This is a genomic window from Amycolatopsis sp. 2-15, from assembly GCF_030285625.1.
GTDB classification, from domain to species: Bacteria; Actinomycetota; Actinomycetes; order Mycobacteriales; family Pseudonocardiaceae; genus Amycolatopsis; species Amycolatopsis carbonis.
On sequence record NZ_CP127294.1, the window covers coordinates 3,425,612 to 3,448,626 of the forward strand.

A 23,015-nucleotide genomic window follows, 5' to 3' on the forward strand; every position below is an offset into this window, starting at 1 on the left:
GAAGCTGTTGCGCCAAATCCGCACGATGACCGAACCTTCGGACCATGACGAACGCGCTGCGCACCCGAGCCGTCCACGCCGGCCGCGACGACCTGACCGACCTGGGCCTGCACGCCGTACCGCTCGATTTCTCCACGACGTACCCGTCCCGCGACAGCGCGGCCGAGGCCCGGCGGATCGACGAGTTCTCGGCCGGCGGCGAGGTCTCCGGCATCTACGGCCGCGTCAGCAACCCGACCGTCGAGCGGTTCGAGCGCGCGCTGGCCGAACTGGAGGGATTCGACCACGCGGTGGCGTTCGCGAGCGGGATGGCGGCGGTGTCCGCGTGCCTGCTTTCCGCCGCGTCGCAAGGAAAGCGGCACGTCGTCGGCGTCCGGCCGCTGTACGGCTCGACCGACCACCTGCTGACCTCCGGGCTGCTCGGCACCGAGGTCACGTGGGCGGCGCCCGGTGAGGTGCCCGCGGCGCTGAGGCCGGACACCGGTCTCGTGTTCGTGGAAACGCCCGCCAACCCGACGCTCACCGAGCTCGACGTCAAAGCCCTCGTCGACGCGTGCGGCGACGTGCCCGTGCTCGTCGACAACACCTTCGCCACACCTGTCCTGCAACGCCCCGGCCGCCACGGCGCGCGCCTCGTGCTGCACAGCGCGACGAAGTTCCTCGGCGGCCACGGCGACGTGATGGGTGGCATCGTCGCGTGCGATGCGGAGGAAGCCGCGCGGCTGCGGGGAATCCGCTTCGCGACGGGCGCCGTGCTGCACCCGCTGGCGGGATACCTGTTGCTGCGCGGGCTTTCGACGCTCCCGCTGCGCGTTACGGCGGCGTCGGCGACGGCGGCCGTGCTGGCCGAGCGGCTCACGCAGCACGAAGCGGTGACTGCCGTGCACTACCCGAAGCTGGGCGGCCCGCTCGTCGCGTTCGAGGTGGCGGGGGATCCGCACGCGCTGATCGCCGCCGTCCGGCTGATCACGCCGGCGGTGAGCCTCGGCAGCGTCGACACGCTCATCCAGCACCCGGCGTCGCTCACGCACCGGGTCGTCGCCGAGACCGACCGCGAGGAGAACGGCATCACCCAAGGGCTGATCCGGCTCTCGGCCGGCCTCGAGGACGTCGAGGACCTCTGGCACGACCTCGACCAGGCGTTGAAGGCCTGCTGACCGTCAGCCGCCGCAGCACCCGCCGCCGCAGCAGCCACCCGACGGCGCGGGGCTCGCGGCGGCGCCGGTGAGCGCGACGGTGGTCAGCAGCTTCACGGTGTCGGTGTGCCCCTCGGGACACGGCGCCGGCGCGCCGGACTCGCTCATCGGCCGTTGCAGCTCGAACGTGTCGGTGCAGTCGCGGCAGCGGTAGGCGTAAGTGGGCATGCGTCGATTATCGCTGCCGCACGGGCGGGTGGGAAGCTGTCTTCGTGGACGTTCCCCAGATCACGGACCTCCCGCACCTCGGCCAGGTCGTCCCCGCGGTACTGGCCGCGCTTGGCGTGCCGGGCGAGACGGGTTCGCTGGCGCTGCCGGAGGCCCGCAGCGCGTGCGTGCTGCTCATCGACGGTCTCGGCTGGCAGCTCCTCGCCGAGCACGCGGCCGACGCGCCGGTGCTCACGGAGCTCGCGAAGAGCCCGTTGCGTGTCGGCTTCCCGTCGACCACGGCGGCCGGCGTCGCCGCCATCGGCACCGGGCTGGCGTCGGGGGAGCACGGGATGGTCGGGTACACGTTCGAGGTGCCGGGCGCGGGCGTGCTCAACGCCCTGCGCTGGCGCTCCCACGAAGACGGCAGGGACCTGCGCGGCGCCCTCCCGCCCCGCTCGGTCCAGCCGCTTCCGACGACTTTCGAAGCCGCCGCCGCCGCCGGCCTCGACGCCGCCGTCGTGTCGTCCGCTCAGTTCTCCGACACGGCCCTGACCCGCGCCACCCAGAGCGGCGCGCGCTACGCCGGCGTCCACGCCCTCGGCGACCTCGCGGCGCGGACGCTGGAGGTGCTCGCGTCGCGCTCGTTCTGCTATGCCTACCACAGCGAACTCGACCTGCTCGGCCACCTCTACGGCCCCGGCTCCACCGCCTGGCGGATGCAGCTGCGGCACGTCGACCGCCTCGTGGAGTCCATTGTGGACGGACTACCTGCGGGTGCGCTGCTGGCGGTCGTCGCCGACCACGGCATGGTGACCGTGGACGACAAACTCGACCTCGAGGACACCCCGTCGCTGCTGGCGGGCGTCCGCGCCTTCGGCGGCGAGGTCCGCGCCCGCCACGTCTACGCCGAACCGGGCGCGGCCGCCGACGTTCTGGCGGCCTGGCAGTCTGTGCTCGGCTCGCGTGCCTGGGTGCTGCCCCGCGACGAGGCCATCGCCGCGGGCTGGTTCGGCACCGTGAGCGACCGCGTGCGCCCCCGCATCGGCGACGTCGTCGCCGCGGCCCAGGGCACGTTCGGCATGGTCCGCGGCTTGGCCGAAGCGGTGGAGACGTCGCTGATCGGCCAGCACGGTTCGCTGACGGAGGCTGAGCAGCTGGTGCCGCTGGCACTCGCGCACGGCTGACCCTGGATTTGCCGGTAGACCAGGGATTTGCCGGTTTGCCGGGGTCCGGGTCACGCCGTGCGAGCCGGCCCGCGCCCCGCGGGTCGACCTCGATCGCGACCGTGCCACGGTGGCAAGCCGGACCACGCTCTGCAGCCCACCGATCCCTCCCGTTAACGTGTTTCCCGTGCCCCGACACAATCGCCCCGGCAGAGACCGGCACGGTCGTGCCGAGCAGCCCGACCTCAGCGCGGTCAGCGGCTGGGCACATTCCGAGTCCGGCCCCGACGGCGAATGGCTCGTGCGCACCGTGCCCGGCTCCCACGCGACCAAGACGTACCGCTGCCCCGGCTGCGACCACGAGATCCGCCCCGGCACACCCCACGTGGTCGTCTGGCCTGCGGACGAAACCGGTTCCGCCGCCGACCGCCGCCACTGGCACCGCACCTGCTGGGACGCCCGGACCCGCCGGCGCCCGAACCGCCGCTGGTAGGTCGGGGATGGCCGCGGCCAGACGGTGGGTGCGAGGTGGCGGCGGAAACCCGTCTGCCTGACCTGCTGTGACGTGCTCTGCCGACCTGGCGCCGGTAGGCGGGGGACGGCCGCCGCGAGAAGGGCGAGGCATGCCCCGGCGCTCGCCAAGCCGCGCCCGCGGATTCGCGCCCGGCATCGAGAAGCGCGCGAGCCTGATGCGAGAACAGCCGAGTCGGCGCTGTTTCCCCAACCGGCGCGCCACCGCCCGAGCTCAGCGGCGGAAATGTCGCGAAACCGCCCCCTCGTACACGTCCTCCTCGAACCTCGTGAACCCCAGCCGTTCCACCACCCTCAACGATGGCGCGTTCGTCGCGTTCACGCTGATCAGCACCGGAAGCTCCGGCAGTTCCCGCTCAGCCCACTCCACGGCGGCCCCTGCCGCCTCCACCGCGTACCCCCGTCCCCACGACGACGGTGCGAAGCGGTACGCCAGGTTCAGCACGCGATCACCCCGGAACAACCGCAGCCGCACCCCCGTCAGGCCCAGCACCTCGGGCCCGCCCTGCTCCCGTACGGCGCAGTAGCCGAACCCGTGCTCGGCCCAGTGGGCGAGCCACGAGTCGAACAGCAGGTCGCCGCCCGGGGTGTCCGGTGGGTCCGGGTTGAAGCGGTTCGTCGCCGGGTCCGTCTGGATGGCGACGACGGCGGCGCGGTCCTCCTCGGTGAACGGGTGCAGCACCAGCCGCGAAGTGACGATCTCCCTCAGCACACCCCGCACGCTAGCGGCGGGGTCCGACAGAATCGCCTCATGACCGAACTGCCGCTCCTCCTGTTGCACGCCTTCCCCCTCGACGCCCGCATGTGGGACCTCGTCCGCGCGCCCCTGGCCGAGCGCCTGCGGCTGATCACGCCGGACCAGCGCGGCCTGGGTCGCAGCCCGCTGCCGGAGACCGACCGCGAGCCGAGCCTCGACGACGCCGCGCGCGACGTCCTCGCGCTGCTCGACCGGCTGGAGCTCGACGAAGTGGTGCTGGGCGGCTGTTCCATGGGTGGTTACCTCGCCCTCGCCGTGTTGAAAGCAGCCCCCGAACGCGTCGCCGGGCTCGTGCTCATCGACACCAAGGCCATGGCCGACACGCCCGAAGCGGCGGAGAACCGCCTCAAGGTCGCTGAACGCGCCGAGGCCGAGGGCGTCCAGGGCTGGCTCGCCGACGCGATCCTCCCGAACCTCCTGCACAACCAGGAACCGGCCGAACGCGTGCGTGAGCTCATCGACGCCCAGTCGCCCGCCGGGGTCGCGTGGGCGGCGCGCGCGATGCGCAACCGGCCCGATTCCCTCGACGTGCTGCGCAAGTCCGACGTGCCCGCGCTCGTCGTCGTCGGCGCGGAGGACAAGCTCACCCCCGTCGAGGAAGCCGGCAAGATGGTCGACGCCCTCGACGAAGCCACGCTCGTCGTCCTGCCCGGCGCCGGGCACCTCACGCCGCTCGAAGACCCGGCGGGCGTCGTCGAGGCGATCCTCGGCTGGTTCGCCTAGAAGTAGTCCGCCAGCGCCGCCCGCGCTTCGCCGCGCCGCGCGGGCCAGCGCAGCGCGAGCAAATACCGCCACACCACCACGAACAGCTCACGCAACCGCAGGCACACCTCGATCGAAGCCGAATCCACCACGTCCGGATAGGCCGCCAGAAAAGCGGTTCCGCCCTGTTTCGCCAGGATCGCGAGGTCCCAGGCGAGCGGTCCGCGCCAGGTGTCCTCGAAATCCAGCCAGCACGGGCCTTCCGCGGTCGCGATGATGTTGCCCGGGTGCGCATCGCCGTGCAGGGCCTGGATCCGGTCCGCCGGCAGCGCGGCCGCGAGCCGTACCGCCTCGGCGCGCAGGGAATCCGCGGCACCGTCCATCGTGGCCCCGTGCCGGTCGAGCGCGCCCAGCAGCTCGTCGACGGGCCCGCGCACGGGAAGTTCACCCGGATAGGCAAGCAGTGCCGCGTGGACGGTCGCGAGTGAACTCGCGACTTCTCCCGGCGTGTGCCGATGGTCCGGATCGTGCGGAGTCCAGTGCCAGAGCGTCACCGGCAGCCCGTCGGCGAAATGGGGCCCGGCCGGGGGATCCGTGGTGGGTGAGACGACGAGCACACCACTCTGCGTGAGGTGCCTCGAAACGGCGACGTCGCGCTCGAGCCAGGCCGTCGCGTCGGGCCGCAGCAGGCGCGTCGTCCCGGGCACCCGCGCGACCACGGAACCCAGTCTCACCAGCACGTTCGAGCGTTCGTGGAGGACCTCGGCCGACCCCGTCGCGAGGCCGAGCCGACGGCCCACCGAGAGGGCCGCGTCGAGCGCGGAAGCCGTGTACGGGTCGGCCATGCGGTGATCTAACCAGCCGGTGCGAGCGACGGTGGGTAGCGAGGGCTACGATCCCTCTAGCCGTCGGATCGGGCCTGTCCCGACCCCCGGCGACCCGGACGATGACCACCTCAAGGTTTCAGTGTTGGAGGCAGGAGTGACGGCCGTAGCCCCCAAGCCGATCGCAACGCGCCCATACCCCGCGCGCGAGACGGTTAAGGGTTCGTACCTGCTGCGGTTGTTCCGCACGACGGACCACAAGCAGATCGGCATCATGTACCTGGTCACCTCGTTCGCCTTCTTCATGGCGGGCGGAGCGATGGCCATGCTGATCCGCACGGAGCTGGCCCGCCCGGGCCAGCAGTTCCTGTCGCAGGAGCAGTACAACCAGCTGTTCACCATGCACGGCACGGTGATGCTGCTGCTGTACGCGACCCCGATCCTCTTCGGGTTCGCGAACTTCGTGCTGCCGCTGCAGATCGGTTCGCCCGACGTCGCGTTCCCGCGGCTCAACGCGTTCTCGTACTGGCTCTACCTCTTCGGTGGGCTGATCGTCCTTTCCGGATTCCTGACGCCGGGTGGCGCCGCCGACTTCGGCTGGTTCGCCTACACCCCGCTGTCGGACGCGATCCACTCGCCGGGCGTCGGCGCCGACCTCTGGATCTCGGGCCTGATCGTCTCCGGTCTGGGCACGATCCTCGGTGCGGTCAACATGGTCACCACCGTGGTCTGCCTCCGCGCGCCGGGCATGACGATGTACCGGATGCCGATCTTCACCTGGAACATCCTGGTCACGAGCATCCTGATCCTGCTCGCGTTCCCGATCCTGACCGCGGCCCTGTTCGGCCTGCTGGCGGACCGGCACCTAGGAGCGCACGTCTTCGACCCGGCCAACGGCGGGGTGATCCTCTGGCAACACCTGTTCTGGTTCTTCGGTCACCCAGAGGTGTACATCGTCGCCCTACCGTTCTTCGGGATCGTGTCGGAGATCTTCCCGGTCTTCAGCCGCAAGCCGGTGTTCGGCTACAAGGGCCTGGTTTTCGCGACGCTGGCGATCGCGGCCCTGTCCGTGGCGGTGTGGGCGCACCACATGTACGCCACCGGCGCCGTGCTGCTGCCGTTCTTCTCCTTCATGACCTTCCTGATCGCGGTCCCGACGGGCGTGAAGTTCTTCAACTGGATCGGCACGATGTGGAAGGGCCAGCTGTCCTTCGAGACGCCGATGATCTTCTCGATGGGCTTCATCGTCACGTTCCTGTTCGGTGGCCTGACCGGCATCCTGCTGGCCGCGCCGGCCATCGACTTCCACGTGTCGGACAGCTACTTCGTGGTGGCGCACTTCCATTACGTCCTCTACGGCACGATCGTGTTCGCGACCTTCGCCGGGATCTACTTCTGGTTCCCGAAGATCACGGGCCGGATGATGGACGAGAAGCTCGGCAAGTGGCACTTCTGGACCACGTTCATCGGCTTCCACGGCACGTTCCTGGTCCAGCACTGGCTCGGTGCCGAGGGTATGCCCCGCCGGTACGCCGACTACCTGGCCAGCGACGGGTTCACCACGCTGAACACGATCTCCACGATCGGCGCGTACATCCTCGGTGCGTCCACGCTGCCGTTCATCTGGAACGTGTTCAAGAGCTACCGCTACGGCGAGATCGTCACGGTCGACGACCCGTGGGGCTATGGCAACTCCCTCGAATGGGCGACGTCGTGCCCGCCGCCGCGGCACAACTTCACAGAACTGCCCCGGATCCGCTCCGAGCGCCCCGCCTTCGAGCTGCACTACCCGCACATGGTCGAGCGGATGCACGCCGAGGGTGAGATCGGCTTCTTCGGCAAGCCGCGCCACCAGGGCGCGCCGTCGCAGAAGCTGGTCGACGCGACCATGCCGGGCAGCCACGACAAGGACAACGCGGGCGAGCAGTAAGAAGCCCGTTTGACCACAGGGGCGCGTGCCCGGCTTGTGTGAAGCCGGGCACGCGCCCTTTTTGCTGGTTGTGGGGTCGAGCTACTTGCCGGCGTCAGCCAACGCCGCGCGGGCCTGAACGCGCAGCTCAGCGGGGAGAACCTCCGCCTCCGCGGCCAATTTCAGCAGGTCGGAGACAAGTCGGGCGTCGAAGTACGGCAGCGGCGCCATCCGGATCAACCAAGCCACGGCCAGCGCCATCCAATACGGCCGACGGCGCTTGCACGCGGAGGCCACAGTCAGCTCAACCAACCTCTGCGGACTGGAAACTCCATGCCCGCCAAGAAGGTGCCAGGAGCGGGAAAATTCGTCGAGACACTCCTCGAGACTTGTCTCGAGGAACGGCCACATCGCCACGTAGCCGGACCCCTCCAGCGTGGCCCTGGCCTCGTCCTCCGTGCCGATGCCGAGCGTTCCCTCCGGCATCACGCCCAGCCATGCGCCACAGCACCTGTTCAGGGCTGGTTTCCACTCAGTTTGGCAACCCTGGGATCGCTACACGAATCGGACTCTACGCTCGGGATCCAACTCAATTTGTTCTCCGGCCTCCGTGAAGCAGACTGGTTCTCCACACCGACGTAACCCGATCCGTTCCGGGCCGCGTCCCTCGTTCGGGCCTGGTTGTGTGAAGCCGCGCACGCGCCCTTTTTGTGCCTGGCGTTCCGCGCCAGACTGAGCGTGCTCGCACAGCGCCGAACGAGGGATAGAGCCCAGTGACCCAGACGCCCGTCCTGATCACCACGACCGGTCCCGACAAGCCCGGTGTCTCCTCCGTGCTGTTCGCCGTGCTCACCCGCCACGACGTCGACGTGCTCGACGTCGAGCAGGTCGTGATCCGCGGACAGCTCGTGCTGGGGGTGCTCGCCGGCGTCTACCGCGACCCCGAGGGCCTGCAGGAGTCCGTGGAGCAGGCGATGGCGACCGTCGGCATGCAGGTGGACGTGAAGATCGGTGACGCCATCGGCGCCGACCCCTTCGCTCTCGGCAAGCAGGATTCGTCCCACGTGCTGGTGATGCTGGGCCGTCCAGTCACGGCGCGGTCGTTCTCCGAGGTCGCGGCCCGGCTGGCCGCGCTCGGCGCGAACATCGACTCGATCCGCAGCGTCGCCGACTACCCGGTGACCGGGCTGGAACTGTACGTTTCGGTCCGCGAGGACACCGAAGCCGCCGACGCCGAGCTGCGGTCGGTGCTGGCCGACGCCGCCTCGACCGCCGCCGTGGACGTCGCGGTGGAGCGCGCGGGCATCAGCCGCCGCGCGAAGCGGCTGGTGGTGTTCGACGTCGACTCCACGCTGGTGCAGGGTGAGGTCATCGAGATGCTCGGCGCGCACGCCGGCGTCGAGCCGCAGGTCCGCGAGATCACCGAGGCCGCGATGCGCGGCGAGCTGAACTTCACCGAATCGCTCGAACGGCGGGTGTCGCTGCTGGCCGGGCTGCCCGCGTCGGTGCTCGACGAGGTCGCGGCGACACTGGAGCTCACGCCGGGCGCGCGTACAACTGTCCGCACGCTGAAGCGCATGGGCTTCCGCTGCGGCGTGGTCTCGGGCGGGTTCACGCAGGTCATCGACCACCTCGTGGACGAGCTCGGCCTCGACTTCGCGGCGGCCAACGAGCTGGAGATCGTCGACGGCAAGCTCACCGGCCGTGTCGTCGGCGAGGTCGTGGACCGCGCGGGCAAGGCGAAGGCGCTTCGCCGCTTCGCCGACGACTACGGCATTCCGCTGGGCCAGTGCGTCGCAGTCGGCGACGGGGCCAACGACATCGACATGCTGTCGGCGGCCGGCATGGGCGTGGCGTTCAACGCGAAGCCGGCGCTGCGCGAGGTCGCGGACACCGCGCTTTCGCACCCCTACCTGGACGCGGTGCTGTTCGTTCTGGGCGTCACGCGCGCCGAGGTGGAGGCGGCCGACGCCGCCGACGGACTGGAGCTGGTCAGGCCGTGAACCACGTGCTGGAGCCGCTGGGCAGCCGCTACGCCTACTGGCTGGGGCTGCCCGCGGAGGACACGTCCGATACTTCGGACGAGGACCCGGCCCAGGTGCGCGCGATGCCGGTCATCCTGCGCATCGAACGCACCGAGCCGCCCGGCCGCACGCCCCTGCTCGAGGCGGCGGCCGCCGCGGCGCTGGCCGTGTGCCTCGACGAACGCTCCGAGCCCGGCGGCGAATGGGCCGAGCCGATGCACGCGTGGCTGGACAACCGCATCCGCAAGGTCGCGCGGCGGGCCCGGGGCACCCACTGGCAGGCCGTGCTGGACCTGCCGGGCATCACCGTTTCCGTGGACGGAGCCGAAGCCAGGGCGCTCGTGCCCGGGCTGGTCAGCGAGACGCCGAAAGAGGTGTCGCGCCTGCAGATCTCGGGCAGTGAGCTGCCGCCGGACACCCCGGGCCCGGCACCCGAGGGCATGCCGCTGTTGTTGCTCAACCCGGAGGTGCCGATGACCGTCGGCAAGGCCTCCGCGCAGGTCGGGCACGGGACGATGATCCTGGCCTCGCTGCTGTCGGACGCCGAGCTGGCGGCGTGGGCGGCGCAGGACTACCGCGTGGCCGTGCGCACGCCGTCGCCCGCGCGGTGGAAAGAACTCTGCCCCGTGGACGACCCCGAGGCCGGCTGGCGCGAGGACCGCGTGATCGCCGTCCGGGACGCGGGCTTCACCGAGGTCGATCCAGGCACGATCACGGTGCTGGCCCAATACCCGGCGCAGTACCCGGCGTGAGTGCGGTGCGTCTCGGCGCGGAACACCGGTGTGCCGCTTACGGTTCTGCTCTGTAGACAACGTCGGGAGGAGCGGGCGATGACCCTGGAAGTGCAGCGCGAAGGCGAGCACCAGTTCGTGGGACGCAACGAGCGCGGCGCGGAGGTGCGGATCGGGCGCACGGGAGCGGAAGGCGCGTTCTCGCCGTCCGAGCTGCTGCAGATCGCGACCGCGGGCTGCTCCGCCGTCACAGCGGAGAACCTGATCACCCGCCGCATCGGCGAGGACTCGAAGTTCCGCGTCGGCGTCACGGCTGACCGCCGCGAAGGCGCTTCAGAGCTGGACGGGGTGCACGTGACCTTCGATGTCGACGTGTCCTCGCTCGACGCCCAGCAGCGCGAGGACTTGGCAACCGCGGTGGACCGTGCGATCGACCGCCTGTGCACGGTGAGCCGGACGCTCAAGAAGGCCATCCCCGTCACGGAGTCCTTCCCGACCGCCTGACGCGGCAAGAGCCGAGGCCCCACGCGGGGCCTCGGCTCTGTGCGGTTGGAGTCCGTGCGGGAAGGTCAGCTCTGCCAGACCACGTACGCCTGGTCGGCGTCCGTGGTCATGGCCTCGATGAACTTCTCGTTGTCGAAGCCGGGCAACGACTGGAGGCGTTCGATGAGGGCGTCGGCGGCCGGGTCGCCACTGGGGACGGCCGTGCCCTTGCCGTCGTGGCCGACGAGCATGAAGAACACGTCCTCGTTCCACGGGCCGTCAGGGATCACTCTGACCATCACGGACGAGAGCTCCGCCCACTGGACGGCCTCTTCGCTGCCATCGGCGAGGCGGCGCCGCACCCCGGTGTCGTCGACACTGACGGTCCGGGATCGTGCGCTGGACGAATCCTGGGTCAACCGGTGCTCCCTGTCGTGTTCGTTCTCTTCACCGTACCCGCCCGGGTTGTGCCCGCCGTCACGCGGGCGCGGGTGTGTCAATCACGCTGGTGCGGCTGCGTCGAGCCGCTTGAGCGCGTCGCGCGCGACCTGGGGATCCGTGGTGGGCCAGAAGGGCGGCAGCGACGCGCGCACGAAACCGCCGTACCGCGCGGTGGCCAGGCGCGAATCCAGCACCGCGACCACACCGCGGTCGGTCATCGAGCGGTGCAGCCGGCCCGTGCCCTGCGCGAGCAGCAGCGCCGCGTGCGTGGCCGCGACGGTGAGGAACCCGTTGCCACCACGGGCTTCCACGGCCCGCTGGCGGGCCGACAGCACCGGGTCGTCGGGGCGCGGGAACGGGATCCGGTCCACCACCACGAGCTGCAGCGACGGCCCCGGCACGTCGACGCCCTGCCACAGCGTGAGCGTGCCGAACAAACACGTGCGCGGCTCGTCGGTGAACTGGCGCACCAGCGTGGGCATCGAGTCGTCGCCCTGGCACAGGATCGGGTAGTCGAGCCGCTCGCGCATCGCCTCCGCGGCCTGCTTGGCCGCGCGCATCGACGAGAACAACCCCAGCGTGCGGCCACCCGCGGCCTCGACCAGCCCGGCTAGTTCGTCCATTGTGGACTCGGCCAGGCCGTCGCGGCCCGGCGGCGGCAGGTGCTTGGCCAGGTAGAGGATCCCGTTGCGCCGATGGTCGAACGGAGAGCCGACGTCGAGGCCGGTCCACTTCGGTCCCTTGTCCTCGTCGGCCGGCGCTTCCTTGTCCGTGGCCGCGCCGGGCGCCTTCGTGACGCGGGCGCCACCGGGTGGCAGACCCCATTGGCGCGCCATGGTGTCGAACTCGCCGCCCAGCGTCAGCGTCGCCGAGGTGAGCACGGTGGTGTTGAGGTTGAACACGCGCTCGCGCAGCAGCCCCGCGACACCCAGCGGTGCCACCTTCAACGCCGGCGGCCGCGGGTTGGCCGAGTAGCGGTCGCCCGTGAGCCACACGACGTCGCGCTGGTGGGCCAGATCCTCGTCGTACGCGTCGAGCAGGCGCGCGGCGGTGTCGTGCACCTCTTCGAGCAACGAGCGCGCCAGCTTGCGCGCGGTGGCCCCGTCGACGTCTTCCTTGCGGTCGGAACCCAGCGCCGTCAGGCAGGCCTTCGCGGCGTCGCGCACCGCGGGAATCGCGCCGGTCAGTGCCTGTGGCAGCGAATCCAGCCGCCCGGCGGGGAGATCGTCGAGGATCAGCGCGAGTCCGTCGCTGGCTTCCAGCAGGCGGTCGGCGACATCCGCGTCGATCAGCCGCCCGCACCGGCGCGCGGCGGCGGACACCATGGCACTGGTCAGCTCACCCGTGGCGACGGACGTGACGCGGTCGACCAGGTCGTGGGCCTCGTCGATGATCACGAGGTCGTGGTCGGGCAGCACCTGGTAGCCCTGCAACGCGTCGATGGCCAGCAGCGCGTGATTGGTCACGACCACGTCCGCGCGCCCGGCCTCGGCCCGCGCGCGTTCGGCGAAGCAGTCGGTGCCGATCGGGCAGCGTGCGGCGCCGAGACATTCTCTGGCGGTGACGGAAACCTGGCGCCACGCCTGATCGGAGACACCTGGCACGAGCTCGTCGCGGTCACCGGTCTCGGTGTCCGAAGACCACTCGTGCAGGCGCGTGACCTCTTTGCCCAGCCGGGAAACGGCGAACGGGTCGAACAGCTGCGCGTCTTCCGGCTCGTCGGGCGCCCCCGTGTCGAGCCGGTGCAGGCACAGGTAGTTGCGGCGACCCTTGAGGATCGCGAAGGTCGGTTCGCGGCCGAGCGGCTTCTTCAGCGCCTTCGCCAGGCGCGGCAGGTCGCGGTCCACGAGCTGGCGCTGCAGCGCGATGGTGGCCGTGGAGACGACGACGGTGGCTTCCTTCTCCACCGCGTGGCGGATCGCGGGCACCAGGTACGCCAGCGACTTCCCGGTTCCCGTACCCGCCTGTACGGCGAGGTGTTCACCGGTGCGGATGGCGTGGCCGACGGCATCGGCCATCTTCACCTGGCCCGGCCGCTCGGCTCCGCCCACGGACTCCACCGCGTGGGTGAGGAGTTCGAGGACGCCGGGGAAATCTGTTCGAGCGGGCACAGCGATACACGATAGCCGCCGGGGGCGACAGGTTTGGCGCTCCGGCCGCGATCGGGCCGTTCGTGCCGGAGCGCCGCGCGCTCAGTCTTCCTTGCGCAGGCGGGCCACCGCGGCCCACGCGAGCGGCAGGACACCCGCCGCCACCACGATCTTCAGCGCGTCGCCGATCAGGAACGGCACCACGCCCTTGGCGAACGCCGTCGAGAAGTCGAAGCCGGCGGCGGCCATCAGCCACGGCACGCCGAACGCGTAGATCACGACGTTGCCGAGCACCATGGTCCCCACCGTGCGCAGCGGAGTGCGGTCACCACCGCGCTTGGCGAGCGCGCCCACGAGAGCACCGGCGAACACGAACCCGACGACGTACCCGGCCGAAGCGCCGGACAGACCCGACGTCGCACCCTGGAACCACGGCACGCCGGCCGCGCCGACGAGCAGGTACAGCAGCATCGAAGCGGCGCCGCGGCGCATGCCGAGCGAAGCGCCCACGAGCAGCGCGGCGAACGTCTGGCCGGTCATCGGCACCGGGCTGCCCGGGACGGGGATGACCAGCTGCGCGGCCGCGCCGGTGAGCAGGGCACCGCCGGCGACCAGCGTCAGGTCGCGCACCAGGGCGCCGGGCACGAGGTCGGCCAGCACCTGGCGGCGGCCGGTGAGGGACAGCGACGACACGGAGACCTCCCACGATCGAAAACGGACGTCCGAGGAGGTTAACGCTCGTTACCCCGTATTTCCCCGACAAGTTGCGTTCCTCACCACACCACTCGTCCGGGTGGTGTAGGGGTTGTGACGTTTCGCGGGGGTGCCCCGCTGCCGAGGATGCAACCACAGGTCGAAGGGAGCACGGGTGATGCGCGGACGGGTCTTGGTCACGGCGACGGCACTGCTGGGTGCGGCGGCCGCGGGACTACCGGCCCCGGCGCTCGCCGACGGCCCCACCTCCACCGGCTGGGGCTCCTCGGGCAGCGTCGACGTGCTGGTCGACAACCAGCACGTGGTCACCGGTGACCTCGCCCGCTGCGACGCCGACGGTCCCACCACCGCGCGCACCACGGGCGGCGACACCGGCGACGTCGCGGCGTTCGGCCTCGGCGCCACCACGTGCGGCCGCACCGGCGCCGTCGCCACCGTGGCCTCGGGCGGTCAGCGGTTCGAGGCCGACGTGCTCAAGCGCTTCGGCGGCCCGGCGATCACCGTCCGCACCTACTCCGCGGGCTGCTCGACCACCAAGAACGGCAGCAGCGGCACGGTCTCGATCGGTGAGGTCGGCGGGTTCACCGTGCCGTCGTCGATCCCCGCGGACTACCGCGTGCTGATCCCCGGCGGCGAAGCGGGCACGGCACTGGCGGCGGTCACGATCAACGAGACCGTGACCCCGCAGCCCGCCGACGGCAGCCTCGTGACGCACGCCGTGCACATCCAGCTGTTCCCGCAGGGCGGCCCGGCCAGCGGCGACATCTACCTCGGCACCGCCGCCTGCAACCCGTTCGGCAAGGGCGGCGCACCGCAGCCGCCGGCCTGAGCCGCTCGCCCGCGCACCCGGTCGCAAGCGCCCCAACGTGGCGTTCGGTGCTCTATCCATGCAACGCACCCAACGCCGCATTGGGTGCGCTGAACGCACCGAACGCCGCATTGGGTGCGCTGAACGCAACCAACGCCACATTGGGGTGGTCTATTGAGGACGGTCAGGACGCGGCGGGCGGCGGCACCACCGCGGTGCCGGTGTAGGTGACACAGGCCTTGTCGAAGTCGGCCAGCGTCGCGTCCACGGTCGGCTGCGAACCGCCGACGGTGAGGTCCAGCAGCACCTTCACGCCGAAACCGGCCTGCGCGGCGTCGAGCGCCGTGGCGCGCACGCAGAAGTCCGTGGCGATGCCGACGACCTCGACGTCGGTCACGTCGTTGGCGCGCAGCCACTCCGCGAGCGACCGGCCGTCGCCCGACTTGCCCTCGAAGCCGGAGTACGCCGCGGTGTACTCGCCCTTCGAGAACACGGCCGTGATCGGCACGACGTCGAGCGACGGGTGGAACGACGCGCCCGCGGTGCCCGCGACGCAGTGGCGCGGCCAGCTCGTGGAGAAGTTCGGCGTGTCGCTGAAATGGTCGCCCGGGTCTATGTGGTGGTCGCGAGTGGCGACCACGTGGTCGTAGCCCCCTTCGGCGGCCTGGCGCGAGATGGCCTCCGCCGCGGCCGCGCCGCCGGGCAGTCCCAGCGAGCCGCCCTCGCAGAAGTCGTTCTGCACGTCCACCACGATCAGCGCGGTTCCCATGTCTCGGCTCCCTCTACAGAAACGTCGTCGGTATCGCGGGCTCGCCGTGCGAGAGCTTGAGCCCTTCCCACGGCAGGCTGACCTGTGCGCGCCGCAACCGGGCCCGCGCGTCGTCCAGCGTGGGCAGATCATCCACCGCGCGGCCGCCGCGCACCAGGGGGATCTGCAGGTCAAGATCGTGTTCCTCGGCCTTCGGGCGGCCCGAGGCCGCCGTCCACACGACCTCCTCCACGGCCGTGCCGGTGGAGCGGTGCCGCCGCAGCGAGTGCTTGCGCCCGCCGCGGGATTCCTTGTGGGCACTGCGTTTCGCGACGGGCCGGCCGTCGACCTCCACCAGCTTGTAGACCATGCCGGCGGTCGGCGCGCCCGAGCCGGTGACCACGGAGGTGCCCACGCCATACGCGTCGACCGGCTCCGCGCGCAGCGCCGCGATGGCGTGCTCGTCGAGGTCACCGGAGACGACGATGCGCGTGTCCTTCGCGCCGAGGGAGTCGAGCTGGTCCCGCGCCTTGCGCGCGAGCGGGCCGACGTCGCCCGAGTCGATCCGGATCGCGCCGAGCTCGGCACCGGCCACGCGGACGGCGGTCTCGATGCCGGCGGTGATGTCGTAGGTGTCCACGAGCAGCGTCGTGTCCGGGCCCATCTTGTCCACCTGGGCGCGGAACGCCTGCTCTTCGCTGTCGTGCAGCAGCATGAAGGCGTGCGCGACCGTGCCGCGCGTGGGAATGCCGTAGCGGCGCCCGGCCTCGAGGTTCGACGTGGTCGCGAAGCCCGCGATGTACGCGGCGCGCGCGGCGGCGACGGCGGCGTACTCGTGGGTGCGCCGCCCGCCCATCTCGATGATGGGGCGCCCGTGCGCGGCGCCGGCCATGCGCGCGGCCGCCGAGGCGACGGCGCTGTCGTGGTTGAGGATCGACAGCGCGAGCGTCTCCAGCACCACGGCTTCGGCGAACGTGCCGCTCACGGTGAGGATCGGCGAGCCCGGGAAGTACAGCTCGCCCTCGGGGTAGCCCTCGATGTCGCCGGAGAACTCGTAGTCGGCCAGCCACGACAGCGTCGCGTCGTCGACCACCGCCGTCTGTTCCAGCACGGTCAGCTCGGCGTCGGTGAACCGGAAGTCGGCGATCGCGTCGAGGACGCGCGCGGTTCCGGCGACGACGCCGTAGCGCCGCCCGTCGGGCAGCCGGCGCGCGAAGACCTCGAACACGCAGGGCCGCTCGGCGGTCCCGTCGGCCAGCGCGCTGCCCAGCATGGTCAGCTCGTAGTGGTCGGTGAGCAGCGCCGTGCTGGCGCTGGTGACCGGCTCGGGTGCACCCATGGGGCCAGCCTATTCACCCACATGGCCGGACCTGGCGCGGCGTACCCCGTGACCCCCGTGACACCATGGGGTGCATGTCCACGCCTGTCGCATCCGAACAGACGCAGGTTGATCCACTCGGGGCAGAGGTCGCCGAGGAGGACAAGCCCTGGCGGACCGTCGTGTGGAACGATCCGGTCAACCTGATGTCGTACGTGACGTATGTGTTCCAGAAGCTGTTCGGCTACAGCCGGGACCACGCCACGAAACTGATGCTCGACGTGCACCACAAGGGCAAGGCGATCGTGTCGTCGGGGTCCAAGGAGAAGGTGGAGACGGACGTGGCGAAGCTGCACGCCGCCGGGCTGTGGGCGACGATGGAGCAGCCCTCGTGAAGGCGTGGCGCCGCAAGGGCGACGTGATCCTCGCGGGGTTCGAGCAGCAGGAGGCCGCCGTGCTGCGCGGCCTGGTCAGCCAGCTCGAGGACATGTTGCGCGCGCGGGCCGAGGAGGCTCCGCAGGATGAGCTGGCGGAGCTCACCGGCATCCGCACCGGCCCGTCGGAGTCGCCGGACGACCCGGTGCTCTCCCGGCTGCTGCCCGATTTTCACAAGCTCGACCCCGACAACCCCTCCCGCGAGGACCTCGACTCCGCGGCGGCCATGCGCTCGTTGCACGAGCCCGAGCTGCTGGAGACGAAGGTCGGCGTGGCGAAGGTCGTGCTCGACACGCTGCCGCGTGACGGCGGCGACGTGCACCTGGACGTCGAGCAGGCCGACGCGTGGCTGGGCGCGCTCAACGACGTGCGCCTCGCGCTCGGCACGGCGCTCGACGTCACCGAGGACATGCCGGACGAGCTGCCCGACGACGACCCGCGCGCCCCGCACCTGGGCGTGTACCACTGGCTGACCTGGGTGCAGGAGACGCTGATCCAGGCGCTGACCGCGTGATCACCGACGTTCCGGGTGTCCTCGTCGGGCACCATCACCGCCTGGGTGACGGCTGGGCCACCGGCACCACCGTGGTCCTCGTGCCGGACGGCGCGACGGGCGCGGTCGACCAGCGCGGCGGCGCGCCCGGCACGCGCGAGACGAACCTGCTGGAGCCGGAGAACCTGGTGCAGCGGGTGAACGCCGTGTGCCTCTCCGGCGGCAGCGCGTACGGCCTGGCCGCGGCCGACGGCGTGATGCGCTGGCTTTCGGAGCGCAACCTGGGCTTCCCCGTCGGGCTGCAGCCGCACGAGGTCGTGCCGATCGTGCCCGGCGCGGTGCTGTTCGATCTTCCGCGTAGCGACTGGGGCAACCGGCCGGACGCGGCTTTCGGTTACGCGGCTTGTGAAGCGGCCTCGAAGACGTTCGCCTCGGGCACGGTCGGCGCCGGTACCGGAGCTGTGGTCGGGTCGCTCAAGGGCGGCATCGGCTCGGCGAGCGAGGTCGTCGACGGCGTGACGGTCGGGGCGCTGGCGGCCGTGAACGCCGGCGGCGAGGCGGTGGACTTCGCGACCGGCCGGGCGTTCGCCGCGGATCACGAGGTGGACGGCGAGTTCGGCGTCCGCTGGCCTTCGCGGCCGGGTGAGGTGCCCCCGGCGCGGACCGACCTGAACACCACGATCGGGGTGGTCGCGTGCGACGCGGCGCTGTCGAAGGCCGAGGCGCGCCGGCTCGCGGTCGCCGCGCAGGACGGCCTGGCCCGCGCCGTGCGCCCGGCCCACACGATGTTCGACGGCGACACGGTCTTCGCCCTGGCCACGGGCGCTCGCGAGCTGCCCGCCGGCATCGGCACGTTTGCCGACGGCCAGCGGGCGGCGGCGCTCGACGCGTTGTGCTCGGCCGCCGCGCGGGTGTTCGCCCGCGCGATGGTCCACGGGCTGCTCACGGCCACCGCGGCGGGTGGGGTCGCGGCGTACCGGGACGTGTGGCCGGAGGCGTTCTAGAGGTCCGGCAGCGGGTCCTGCGGGACCCACGCGCCGTCGCGTTCGAGGTCGGCGGCCCGGATCGCGACGATGTCGGCCTCGTCGATCTCCAGCACGAGGTCCGCGAACGAGATCGTCGGGCCCAGCGAGGGGTGTTCCTCCACCGGCCCCAGCTCACTCGAGCGCGGCAGGACCTCCCACACCGACTTCGGCCGCAGCCGTCGGAAGCGGCCGCAGGCGAGCACGACCACGCGCCGGTCGGTCACCACCACCAGGAAGCCGTAGAGCGCCGCCATCCCGTTGAGGTAGAGCGAGTTGCCGGCGAACACGTACTGGACCCGGTCGCCGTCGGGCAGGAACGGCAGGCAGCGGTCGCGGACCTTCGTCGGCACAGGCATGCCCGAAATTGTCCCCGACCAGGTGCCTGAGCGGAAGGTCTCACAGTCTGGACAGGGTGGGTCCACCACCTAAGATGTCGAATGTGCTCCGGATCCGCCGTGAATTCGTCGACGAGATCGTCGCCCATGCCCGCCGTGACCACCCCGACGAGGCGTGTGGGGTGATCGCCGGTCCCGTGGGCTCTGACAGCCCCGAACGGTTCATCCCGATGCTGAACGCGGCGCGGTCACCGACGTTCTACGAGTTCGACTCGGGTGACCTGCTCAAGCTGTACCGCGAGATGGACGCCAACGACGAGGTGCCCGTGGTGATCTACCACTCGCACACCGCGACGGAGGCCTACCCGTCGCGCACCGACGCGAACATCGCCGCCGAACCCGACGCGCACTACGTGCTCGTCTCCACGAAAGACCCCGATTCGCACGAGTTCCGCTCGTACCGGATCGTGGACGCCGAGATCACCGAGGAGCCGGTCGAGATCGTCGACTGAGCTGCCGGAATAAGGGCTGCGTCCCGCGCGTCAGCTTCTCAGAACCCACTTCGGAGGTAGAAAACCATGGCCGTGACCGTCTCCATCCCGACCATCCTGCGCACGCACACCGGCGGCGAGAAGTCCGTCGAGGCGGCGGGCAAGACCGTCCTCGAGGTGATCGACGACGTCGAGTCGCGCCACTCCGGGCTGAAGGCGCGCCTGGTCAAGGAGGAGAAGCTGCACCGCTTCATCAACGTCTACGTCAACGACGAGGACGTGCGCTTCGCCGGTGGCCTCGCGGCCGAGGTGAAGGACGGCGACACGCTGACCATCCTGCCCGCCGTCGCCGGCGGCGCGCGCTAAACCGATGACCCGCTACGAGTCCCTGCTCGACGCGCTCGGCGGCACGCCGCTCGTGGGGCTGCCCCGGCTCTCGCCCACCGACGACGTGCGGTTGTGGGCGAAGCTCGAGGACCGCAACCCGACCGGTTCGATCAAGGACCGGCCGGCGCTGGCCATGATCGAGGCCGCCGAGCGTGAGGGCCGGCTTCGTCGTGGCTCGACGATCCTCGAGCCGACCTCGGGCAACACCGGCATCTCGCTCGCCATGGCCGCGAAGCTCAAGGGCTACGGCCTGGTGTGCGTGATGCCGGAGAACACCTCCACCGAGCGCAAGCAGCTGCTGCAGGCCTACGGCGCGCGGATCGTGTTCTCGCCGGCGGCGGGCGGCTCGAACGAAGCCGTGCGGCGGGCCAAGGAGCTGGCCGAGCAGAACCCCGACTGGGTGATGCTCTACCAGTACGGCAATCCGGCCAATGCCGACGCGCACTACCGTGGCACGGGCCCTGAGCTGCTGAAGGACCTGCCGACGATCACGCACTTCGTCGGCGGCCTCGGCACGACGGGGACTTTGGTGGGCGTCGGCCGGTACCTGCACGAGGCGAAGCCCGGTGTGCAGATCATCGCGGCCGAACCGCGGTACGGCGAGCTCGTGTACGGCCTGCGCAACCTCGACGAGGGGTTCGTGCCGGAGCTGTATGACCCCAGCGTGCTCAACGGGCGCTACTCCGTCGGCGCGTACGACGCGCTTCGCCGGACGCGGGAACTGCTGGAAAACGAGGGCATCTTCGCGGGTATTTCCACGGGCGCGGTGTTGCACGCGGCTCTCGCGGTCGCGGAGAAGGCCGCCGCTCGCGGGGAGAGCGCGGACGTCGCCTTCGTCGTCGCGGACGCCGGCTGGAAGTACCTGTCCACGGGCGCGTACGCGGGTTCGCTCGACGAAGCCGCCGCGCGGCTGGACGGGCAGCTCTGGGCGTGAGGACGATCGGGCTCCTGGGCGGCATGAGCTGGGAGTCTTCGGCGGAGTACTACCGCCTGGTGAACGAGCGCGTGCGCTCGGCGCTGGGCGGGTACCACTCCGCGCGGGTGGTGCTGTACTCCGTGGACTTCGCGGAGATCGAGGCGCTGCAGGCTTCGGGTGACTGGGCGGCGGCGGGGGAGCTGCTGGCCGCCGCCGCTTCGGCCTTGGAGGCGGCCGGCGCGGACGTGATCGTGTTGTGCACCAACACGATGCACAAGGTGGCTTCGGCGTTGCGGCTGCGCGTGCCGTCCCTGCACCTGGGGGACACGACGGCCGCGGCGGTGCTGTCCGCCGGGGTTTCCTCGGTGGGCCTGCTGGGGACGGCGTTCACGATGAGCCAGCCGTTCTATCGTGAACGCCTTGCGGCGCATGGACTTTCGGTGCTGGTTCCGTCCGAAGTGGACCAGGAGTTGGTGTACCGGGTGATCTACGACGAGCTGGTGCACGGCGTTGTCCGGCCGTCTTCGCGCGCGGCGTATCGCGAGGTGATCGCACGGCTGGTCGAGGCCGGTGCGCAGGGCGTGATCTACGGCTGTACGGAGATCGAGCTGCTGGTCGACCAGTCCGACAGCGCGGTCCCGGTCTTTCCGACCACGCGGCTCCACGCGGAGGCCGCGGTGGACTGGGCGTTGGGGCTTCGCGAGCTGCCGCCGGCTCCGGCCTGAGCTCCTGGCACGACCCTGACAGGCCGTGCCAGGCGAGTGGCAGCGCGGTGTGCGTGCCGTGCCAGTGGATCACGGCAACCTTCGGTTCGAGAGCGGCTCACCGGGCCGCTCTGAACCCGGAGGAGTCATCATGAACACCGTCACGATCATCGGCGCCGGCCTCGGCGGCCTCAATCTCGCCCGCGTCCTGCACGTTCACGGCATTCCCGCCACGGTCTACGAAGCCGAGGCGTCCACGGGTGCGCGAGCTCAGGGCGGGATGCTCGACATCCACGACTACAACGGCCAGGTCGCCGTCGGCGCCGCCGACCTCATGGCCGAGTTCCGCGGGTTGATCCTCGACGGCCGTCAGCAGGTGCGGTTCCTGGACAAGTACGGGACCGTGTTGTTCGACAAAGCCGACGACGGCGCCGGAGGCCGGCCCGAAGTCCAACGTGGGGAGCTGCGGCAGCTGCTGCTCGACTCGCTCCCCGCCGGCACGGTTCGCTGGGGCGCCAAGGTCGCCGACGCGCGCTCTGCCGGTGATGGCCCCCACGAAGTGACTTTCACCGACGGCAGCGTTGTCGTGAGCGACCTGCTGGTCGGCACCGACGGCGCGTGGTCCCGCGTCCGACCGCTGCTGTCGTCCGCCGTCCCCGGGTACGCCGGCACGACGATGGTCGAGACCTACCTGTACGACGCCGGCACCCGCCACCCCGCCTCCGCCAAGACCGTCGGCGGCGGCTCGATGGGCGCGATCGGGTCGGACAAGGGCATCATGGCCCAACGCGAAAGCGGGGACACCATCCACACGTACGTGTGGCTGACGCGGCCGCTGGACTGGTTCGCGGCCATCGACTTCACCGACCCTGCTGGTGCTGCTGCCCGCGTCGCGCAGGAGTTCACCGGCTGGGCCCTGGAACTGACGGCGCTCATCACCGAAGGCGACACCGCGCCCGTGCTGCGCCCGCGCTACGTCCTGCCGCTCGAGCACCGCTGGGACCGCGTGCCGGGCGTGACCCTCGTCGGCGACGCGGCCCACCTCATGCCGCCCAACGGCGAAGGCGCCAACCTCGCCATGCTCGACGCCGCCGAGCTCGCCCAGGCCCTCGCCGCCCACCCGGTGACGTCGAGGCCGCGCTGTCCGAGTACGAGCAGGCGATGTTCCCGCGCAGCGCCCGGATCGCGACCGGCAGCGCCGAGTTCGAGGAGGCCATGGCCGGCCAGAGCGAGGAGGCGACGGCGGAGCACCTTATCAAGGTCTTCTCGGAACTCACGGCGGGGCAGAGCCCCTTCGACTCCGGCCACTAGCCTCGATCCCGGGCCCGGCACCTTCGAGACCGCCCTGCGGATGATGCGGCGCCACGACCCGCAGACCGGGGAAGACGGCTTTCAACTGCTGCTCACCGAGGTCACCGACCACGTCGGCGAGCTGATCGCCGAGTTCGAGCGGGAGACCGAGGACTACGGCTTGCGCTGCTGGAGCTGATCGGCGAGGCGAAGGCGCCCGAGGCGCTGCCCGTCCTCGCCGCCCAGCTCGACAGCCCTGATGACGAATCCTTGCGCTCGTGGGCAACCCGCGGGCTGGAACGCCTGGACACCCGCGAAGCCCGCACGGTTCTGTGGCGGGCGAGGGCCAA

27 protein-coding genes and 1 pseudogene are annotated in these 23,015 nt (G+C 71.0%); 18 read left to right on the forward strand and 10 right to left on the reverse strand.

Features of this window, described 5'->3' with window-relative positions; genetic code table 11:
* Nucleotides 1-44 precede the first annotated feature (44 nt).
* Nucleotides 45-1,157 (forward strand): trans-sulfuration enzyme family protein, encoded by a 1,113-nt coding sequence (locus QRX50_RS16820; RefSeq protein ID WP_285972877.1) that lies wholly within the window; start codon nucleotides 45-47, stop codon nucleotides 1,155-1,157.
* A 3-nt stretch (nucleotides 1,158-1,160) separates the two neighbouring features.
* Here QRX50_RS16820 and QRX50_RS16825 read toward each other — a convergent pair whose 3' ends face one another.
* Nucleotides 1,161-1,364, reverse strand: coding sequence for an FmdB family zinc ribbon protein (locus QRX50_RS16825; protein WP_285972878.1), 204 nt, complete (start codon nucleotides 1,362-1,364; stop codon nucleotides 1,161-1,163).
* 44 nt (nucleotides 1,365-1,408) lie between these two features.
* On the opposite strand from QRX50_RS16825, the gene QRX50_RS16830 reads away from it, so the two are divergent.
* Complete coding sequence (locus QRX50_RS16830; RefSeq protein WP_285972879.1) at nucleotides 1,409-2,530, forward strand: alkaline phosphatase family protein; 1,122 nt, start codon at nucleotides 1,409-1,411, stop codon at nucleotides 2,528-2,530.
* Between the two features lie 166 nt (nucleotides 2,531-2,696).
* Complete coding sequence (locus QRX50_RS16835; RefSeq protein ID WP_285972880.1) at nucleotides 2,697-3,002, forward strand: Rv1322 family protein; 306 nt, start codon at nucleotides 2,697-2,699, stop codon at nucleotides 3,000-3,002.
* 252 nt (nucleotides 3,003-3,254) lie between these two features.
* Here QRX50_RS16835 and QRX50_RS16840 read toward each other — a convergent pair whose 3' ends face one another.
* Nucleotides 3,255-3,752 carry a GNAT family N-acetyltransferase gene (locus tag QRX50_RS16840; RefSeq protein ID WP_285972881.1) on the reverse strand — a complete coding sequence of 166 codons (498 nt, stop codon included), beginning with the start codon at nucleotides 3,750-3,752 and terminating at the stop codon, nucleotides 3,255-3,257.
* A gap of 39 nt (nucleotides 3,753-3,791) precedes the next feature.
* Between QRX50_RS16840 and QRX50_RS16845 the strand changes: the two genes are divergently transcribed.
* Entirely contained in the window at nucleotides 3,792-4,520 is a 729-nt protein-coding gene (locus QRX50_RS16845; protein WP_285972882.1) for an alpha/beta fold hydrolase, read from the forward strand.
* Here QRX50_RS16845 and QRX50_RS16850 read toward each other — a convergent pair.
* On the reverse strand, nucleotides 4,517-5,344 hold the full coding sequence (locus QRX50_RS16850) for a phosphotransferase (RefSeq protein WP_285972883.1): 828 nt from the start codon (nucleotides 5,342-5,344) through the stop codon (nucleotides 4,517-4,519). The genes QRX50_RS16845 and QRX50_RS16850 overlap by 4 nt on opposite strands.
* A gap of 136 nt (nucleotides 5,345-5,480) precedes the next feature.
* Here QRX50_RS16850 and ctaD point away from each other — a divergent pair, with 136 nt between their 5' ends.
* Nucleotides 5,481-7,253 (forward strand): aa3-type cytochrome oxidase subunit I, encoded by a 1,773-nt coding sequence (ctaD, locus tag QRX50_RS16855; RefSeq protein WP_285972884.1) that lies wholly within the window; start codon nucleotides 5,481-5,483, stop codon nucleotides 7,251-7,253.
* A gap of 81 nt (nucleotides 7,254-7,334) precedes the next feature.
* Here ctaD and QRX50_RS16860 read toward each other — a convergent pair whose 3' ends face one another.
* Entirely contained in the window at nucleotides 7,335-7,718 is a 384-nt protein-coding gene (locus tag QRX50_RS16860; RefSeq protein ID WP_285972885.1) for a hypothetical protein, read from the reverse strand.
* 287 nt (nucleotides 7,719-8,005) lie between these two features.
* Here QRX50_RS16860 and serB point away from each other — a divergent pair, with 287 nt between their 5' ends.
* The 3 genes from serB to QRX50_RS16875 all read left to right on the forward strand — a co-directional run bounded on the left by serB (nucleotide 8,006) and on the right by QRX50_RS16875 (nucleotide 10,491).
* A complete protein-coding gene (serB, locus tag QRX50_RS16865) occupies nucleotides 8,006-9,235 on the forward strand; it encodes a phosphoserine phosphatase SerB (protein ID WP_285972886.1) in 1,230 nt (409 codons plus the stop codon).
* A complete protein-coding gene (locus QRX50_RS16870) occupies nucleotides 9,232-10,008 on the forward strand; it encodes a peptidyl-tRNA hydrolase (RefSeq protein ID WP_285972887.1) in 777 nt (258 codons plus the stop codon). The genes serB and QRX50_RS16870 overlap by 4 nt, the downstream gene beginning before the upstream one ends.
* A 78-nt stretch (nucleotides 10,009-10,086) precedes the next feature.
* The gene (locus tag QRX50_RS16875; protein WP_285972888.1) at nucleotides 10,087-10,491 is read left to right on the forward strand and encodes an OsmC family protein; all 405 of its coding nucleotides are present in this window, start codon (nucleotides 10,087-10,089) and stop codon (nucleotides 10,489-10,491) included.
* Nucleotides 10,492-10,556: 65 nt separating this feature from the next.
* Here the strand turns inward: QRX50_RS16875 and QRX50_RS16880 are convergent, their stop codons facing one another.
* From QRX50_RS16880 to QRX50_RS16890, 3 genes are all read right to left on the reverse strand, one after another.
* Complete coding sequence (locus QRX50_RS16880; protein ID WP_285972889.1) at nucleotides 10,557-10,889, reverse strand: hypothetical protein; 333 nt, start codon at nucleotides 10,887-10,889, stop codon at nucleotides 10,557-10,559.
* An 81-nt stretch (nucleotides 10,890-10,970) separates the two neighbouring features.
* Complete coding sequence (locus tag QRX50_RS16885) at nucleotides 10,971-13,022, reverse strand: ATP-dependent DNA helicase (RefSeq protein ID WP_285972890.1); 2,052 nt, start codon at nucleotides 13,020-13,022, stop codon at nucleotides 10,971-10,973.
* Between the two features lie 81 nt (nucleotides 13,023-13,103).
* Nucleotides 13,104-13,694 carry a biotin transporter BioY gene (locus QRX50_RS16890; protein WP_285972891.1) on the reverse strand — a complete coding sequence of 197 codons (591 nt, stop codon included), beginning with the start codon at nucleotides 13,692-13,694 and terminating at the stop codon, nucleotides 13,104-13,106.
* A gap of 178 nt (nucleotides 13,695-13,872) precedes the next feature.
* On the opposite strand from QRX50_RS16890, the gene QRX50_RS16895 reads away from it, so the two are divergent.
* Complete coding sequence (locus QRX50_RS16895; RefSeq protein ID WP_285972892.1) at nucleotides 13,873-14,544, forward strand: hypothetical protein; 672 nt, start codon at nucleotides 13,873-13,875, stop codon at nucleotides 14,542-14,544.
* A gap of 163 nt (nucleotides 14,545-14,707) precedes the next feature.
* On the opposite strand, the gene QRX50_RS16900 is transcribed toward QRX50_RS16895, so the two are convergent.
* Both QRX50_RS16900 and QRX50_RS16905 read right to left on the reverse strand, forming a co-directional pair.
* The gene (locus QRX50_RS16900; RefSeq protein ID WP_285972893.1) at nucleotides 14,708-15,292 is read right to left on the reverse strand and encodes an isochorismatase family protein; all 585 of its coding nucleotides are present in this window, start codon (nucleotides 15,290-15,292) and stop codon (nucleotides 14,708-14,710) included.
* A 13-nt stretch (nucleotides 15,293-15,305) separates the two neighbouring features.
* A complete protein-coding gene (locus tag QRX50_RS16905) occupies nucleotides 15,306-16,610 on the reverse strand; it encodes a nicotinate phosphoribosyltransferase (RefSeq protein ID WP_285972894.1) in 1,305 nt (434 codons plus the stop codon).
* Nucleotides 16,611-16,684: 74 nt separating this feature from the next.
* Between QRX50_RS16905 and clpS the strand changes: the two genes are divergently transcribed.
* The 3 genes from clpS to QRX50_RS16920 are packed head-to-tail and all read left to right on the forward strand — an operon-like array spanning nucleotide 16,685 to nucleotide 18,521.
* Complete coding sequence (gene clpS / locus QRX50_RS16910; RefSeq protein WP_220243765.1) at nucleotides 16,685-16,984, forward strand: ATP-dependent Clp protease adapter ClpS; 300 nt, start codon at nucleotides 16,685-16,687, stop codon at nucleotides 16,982-16,984.
* Nucleotides 16,981-17,538 (forward strand): DUF2017 domain-containing protein, encoded by a 558-nt coding sequence (locus QRX50_RS16915; protein ID WP_285972895.1) that lies wholly within the window; start codon nucleotides 16,981-16,983, stop codon nucleotides 17,536-17,538. Before clpS ends, QRX50_RS16915 begins: the two co-directional genes overlap by 4 nt.
* Entirely contained in the window at nucleotides 17,535-18,521 is a 987-nt protein-coding gene (locus QRX50_RS16920) for a P1 family peptidase (protein WP_285972896.1), read from the forward strand. Before QRX50_RS16915 ends, QRX50_RS16920 begins: the two co-directional genes overlap by 4 nt.
* Here the strand turns inward: QRX50_RS16920 and QRX50_RS16925 are convergent.
* The gene (locus QRX50_RS16925; RefSeq protein ID WP_285972897.1) at nucleotides 18,518-18,898 is read right to left on the reverse strand and encodes a hypothetical protein; all 381 of its coding nucleotides are present in this window, start codon (nucleotides 18,896-18,898) and stop codon (nucleotides 18,518-18,520) included. The genes QRX50_RS16920 and QRX50_RS16925 overlap by 4 nt on opposite strands.
* A gap of 74 nt (nucleotides 18,899-18,972) precedes the next feature.
* Here QRX50_RS16925 and QRX50_RS16930 point away from each other — a divergent pair, with 74 nt between their 5' ends.
* The 6 genes and pseudogenes from QRX50_RS16930 to QRX50_RS16955 all read left to right on the forward strand — a co-directional run bounded on the left by QRX50_RS16930 (nucleotide 18,973) and on the right by QRX50_RS16955 (nucleotide 22,864).
* Complete coding sequence (locus QRX50_RS16930; RefSeq protein ID WP_220243761.1) at nucleotides 18,973-19,389, forward strand: M67 family metallopeptidase; 417 nt, start codon at nucleotides 18,973-18,975, stop codon at nucleotides 19,387-19,389.
* 66 nt (nucleotides 19,390-19,455) lie between these two features.
* Nucleotides 19,456-19,734: a MoaD/ThiS family protein gene (locus QRX50_RS16935; protein ID WP_220243760.1), complete on the forward strand. Its 279-nt coding sequence runs from the start codon at nucleotides 19,456-19,458 to the stop codon at nucleotides 19,732-19,734.
* A gap of 4 nt (nucleotides 19,735-19,738) precedes the next feature.
* Nucleotides 19,739-20,689: a PLP-dependent cysteine synthase family protein gene (locus tag QRX50_RS16940; RefSeq protein ID WP_285972898.1), complete on the forward strand. Its 951-nt coding sequence runs from the start codon at nucleotides 19,739-19,741 to the stop codon at nucleotides 20,687-20,689.
* The gene (locus QRX50_RS16945) at nucleotides 20,686-21,396 is read left to right on the forward strand and encodes an aspartate/glutamate racemase family protein (protein WP_285972899.1); all 711 of its coding nucleotides are present in this window, start codon (nucleotides 20,686-20,688) and stop codon (nucleotides 21,394-21,396) included. The genes QRX50_RS16940 and QRX50_RS16945 overlap by 4 nt, the downstream gene beginning before the upstream one ends.
* A gap of 130 nt (nucleotides 21,397-21,526) precedes the next feature.
* Nucleotides 21,527-22,686 (forward strand): annotated as a pseudogene (locus QRX50_RS16950) (FAD-dependent oxidoreductase).
* Between the two features lie 40 nt (nucleotides 22,687-22,726).
* Complete coding sequence (locus tag QRX50_RS16955; protein WP_285972900.1) at nucleotides 22,727-22,864, forward strand: hypothetical protein; 138 nt, start codon at nucleotides 22,727-22,729, stop codon at nucleotides 22,862-22,864.
* Nucleotides 22,865-23,015: the final 151 nt, after the last annotated feature.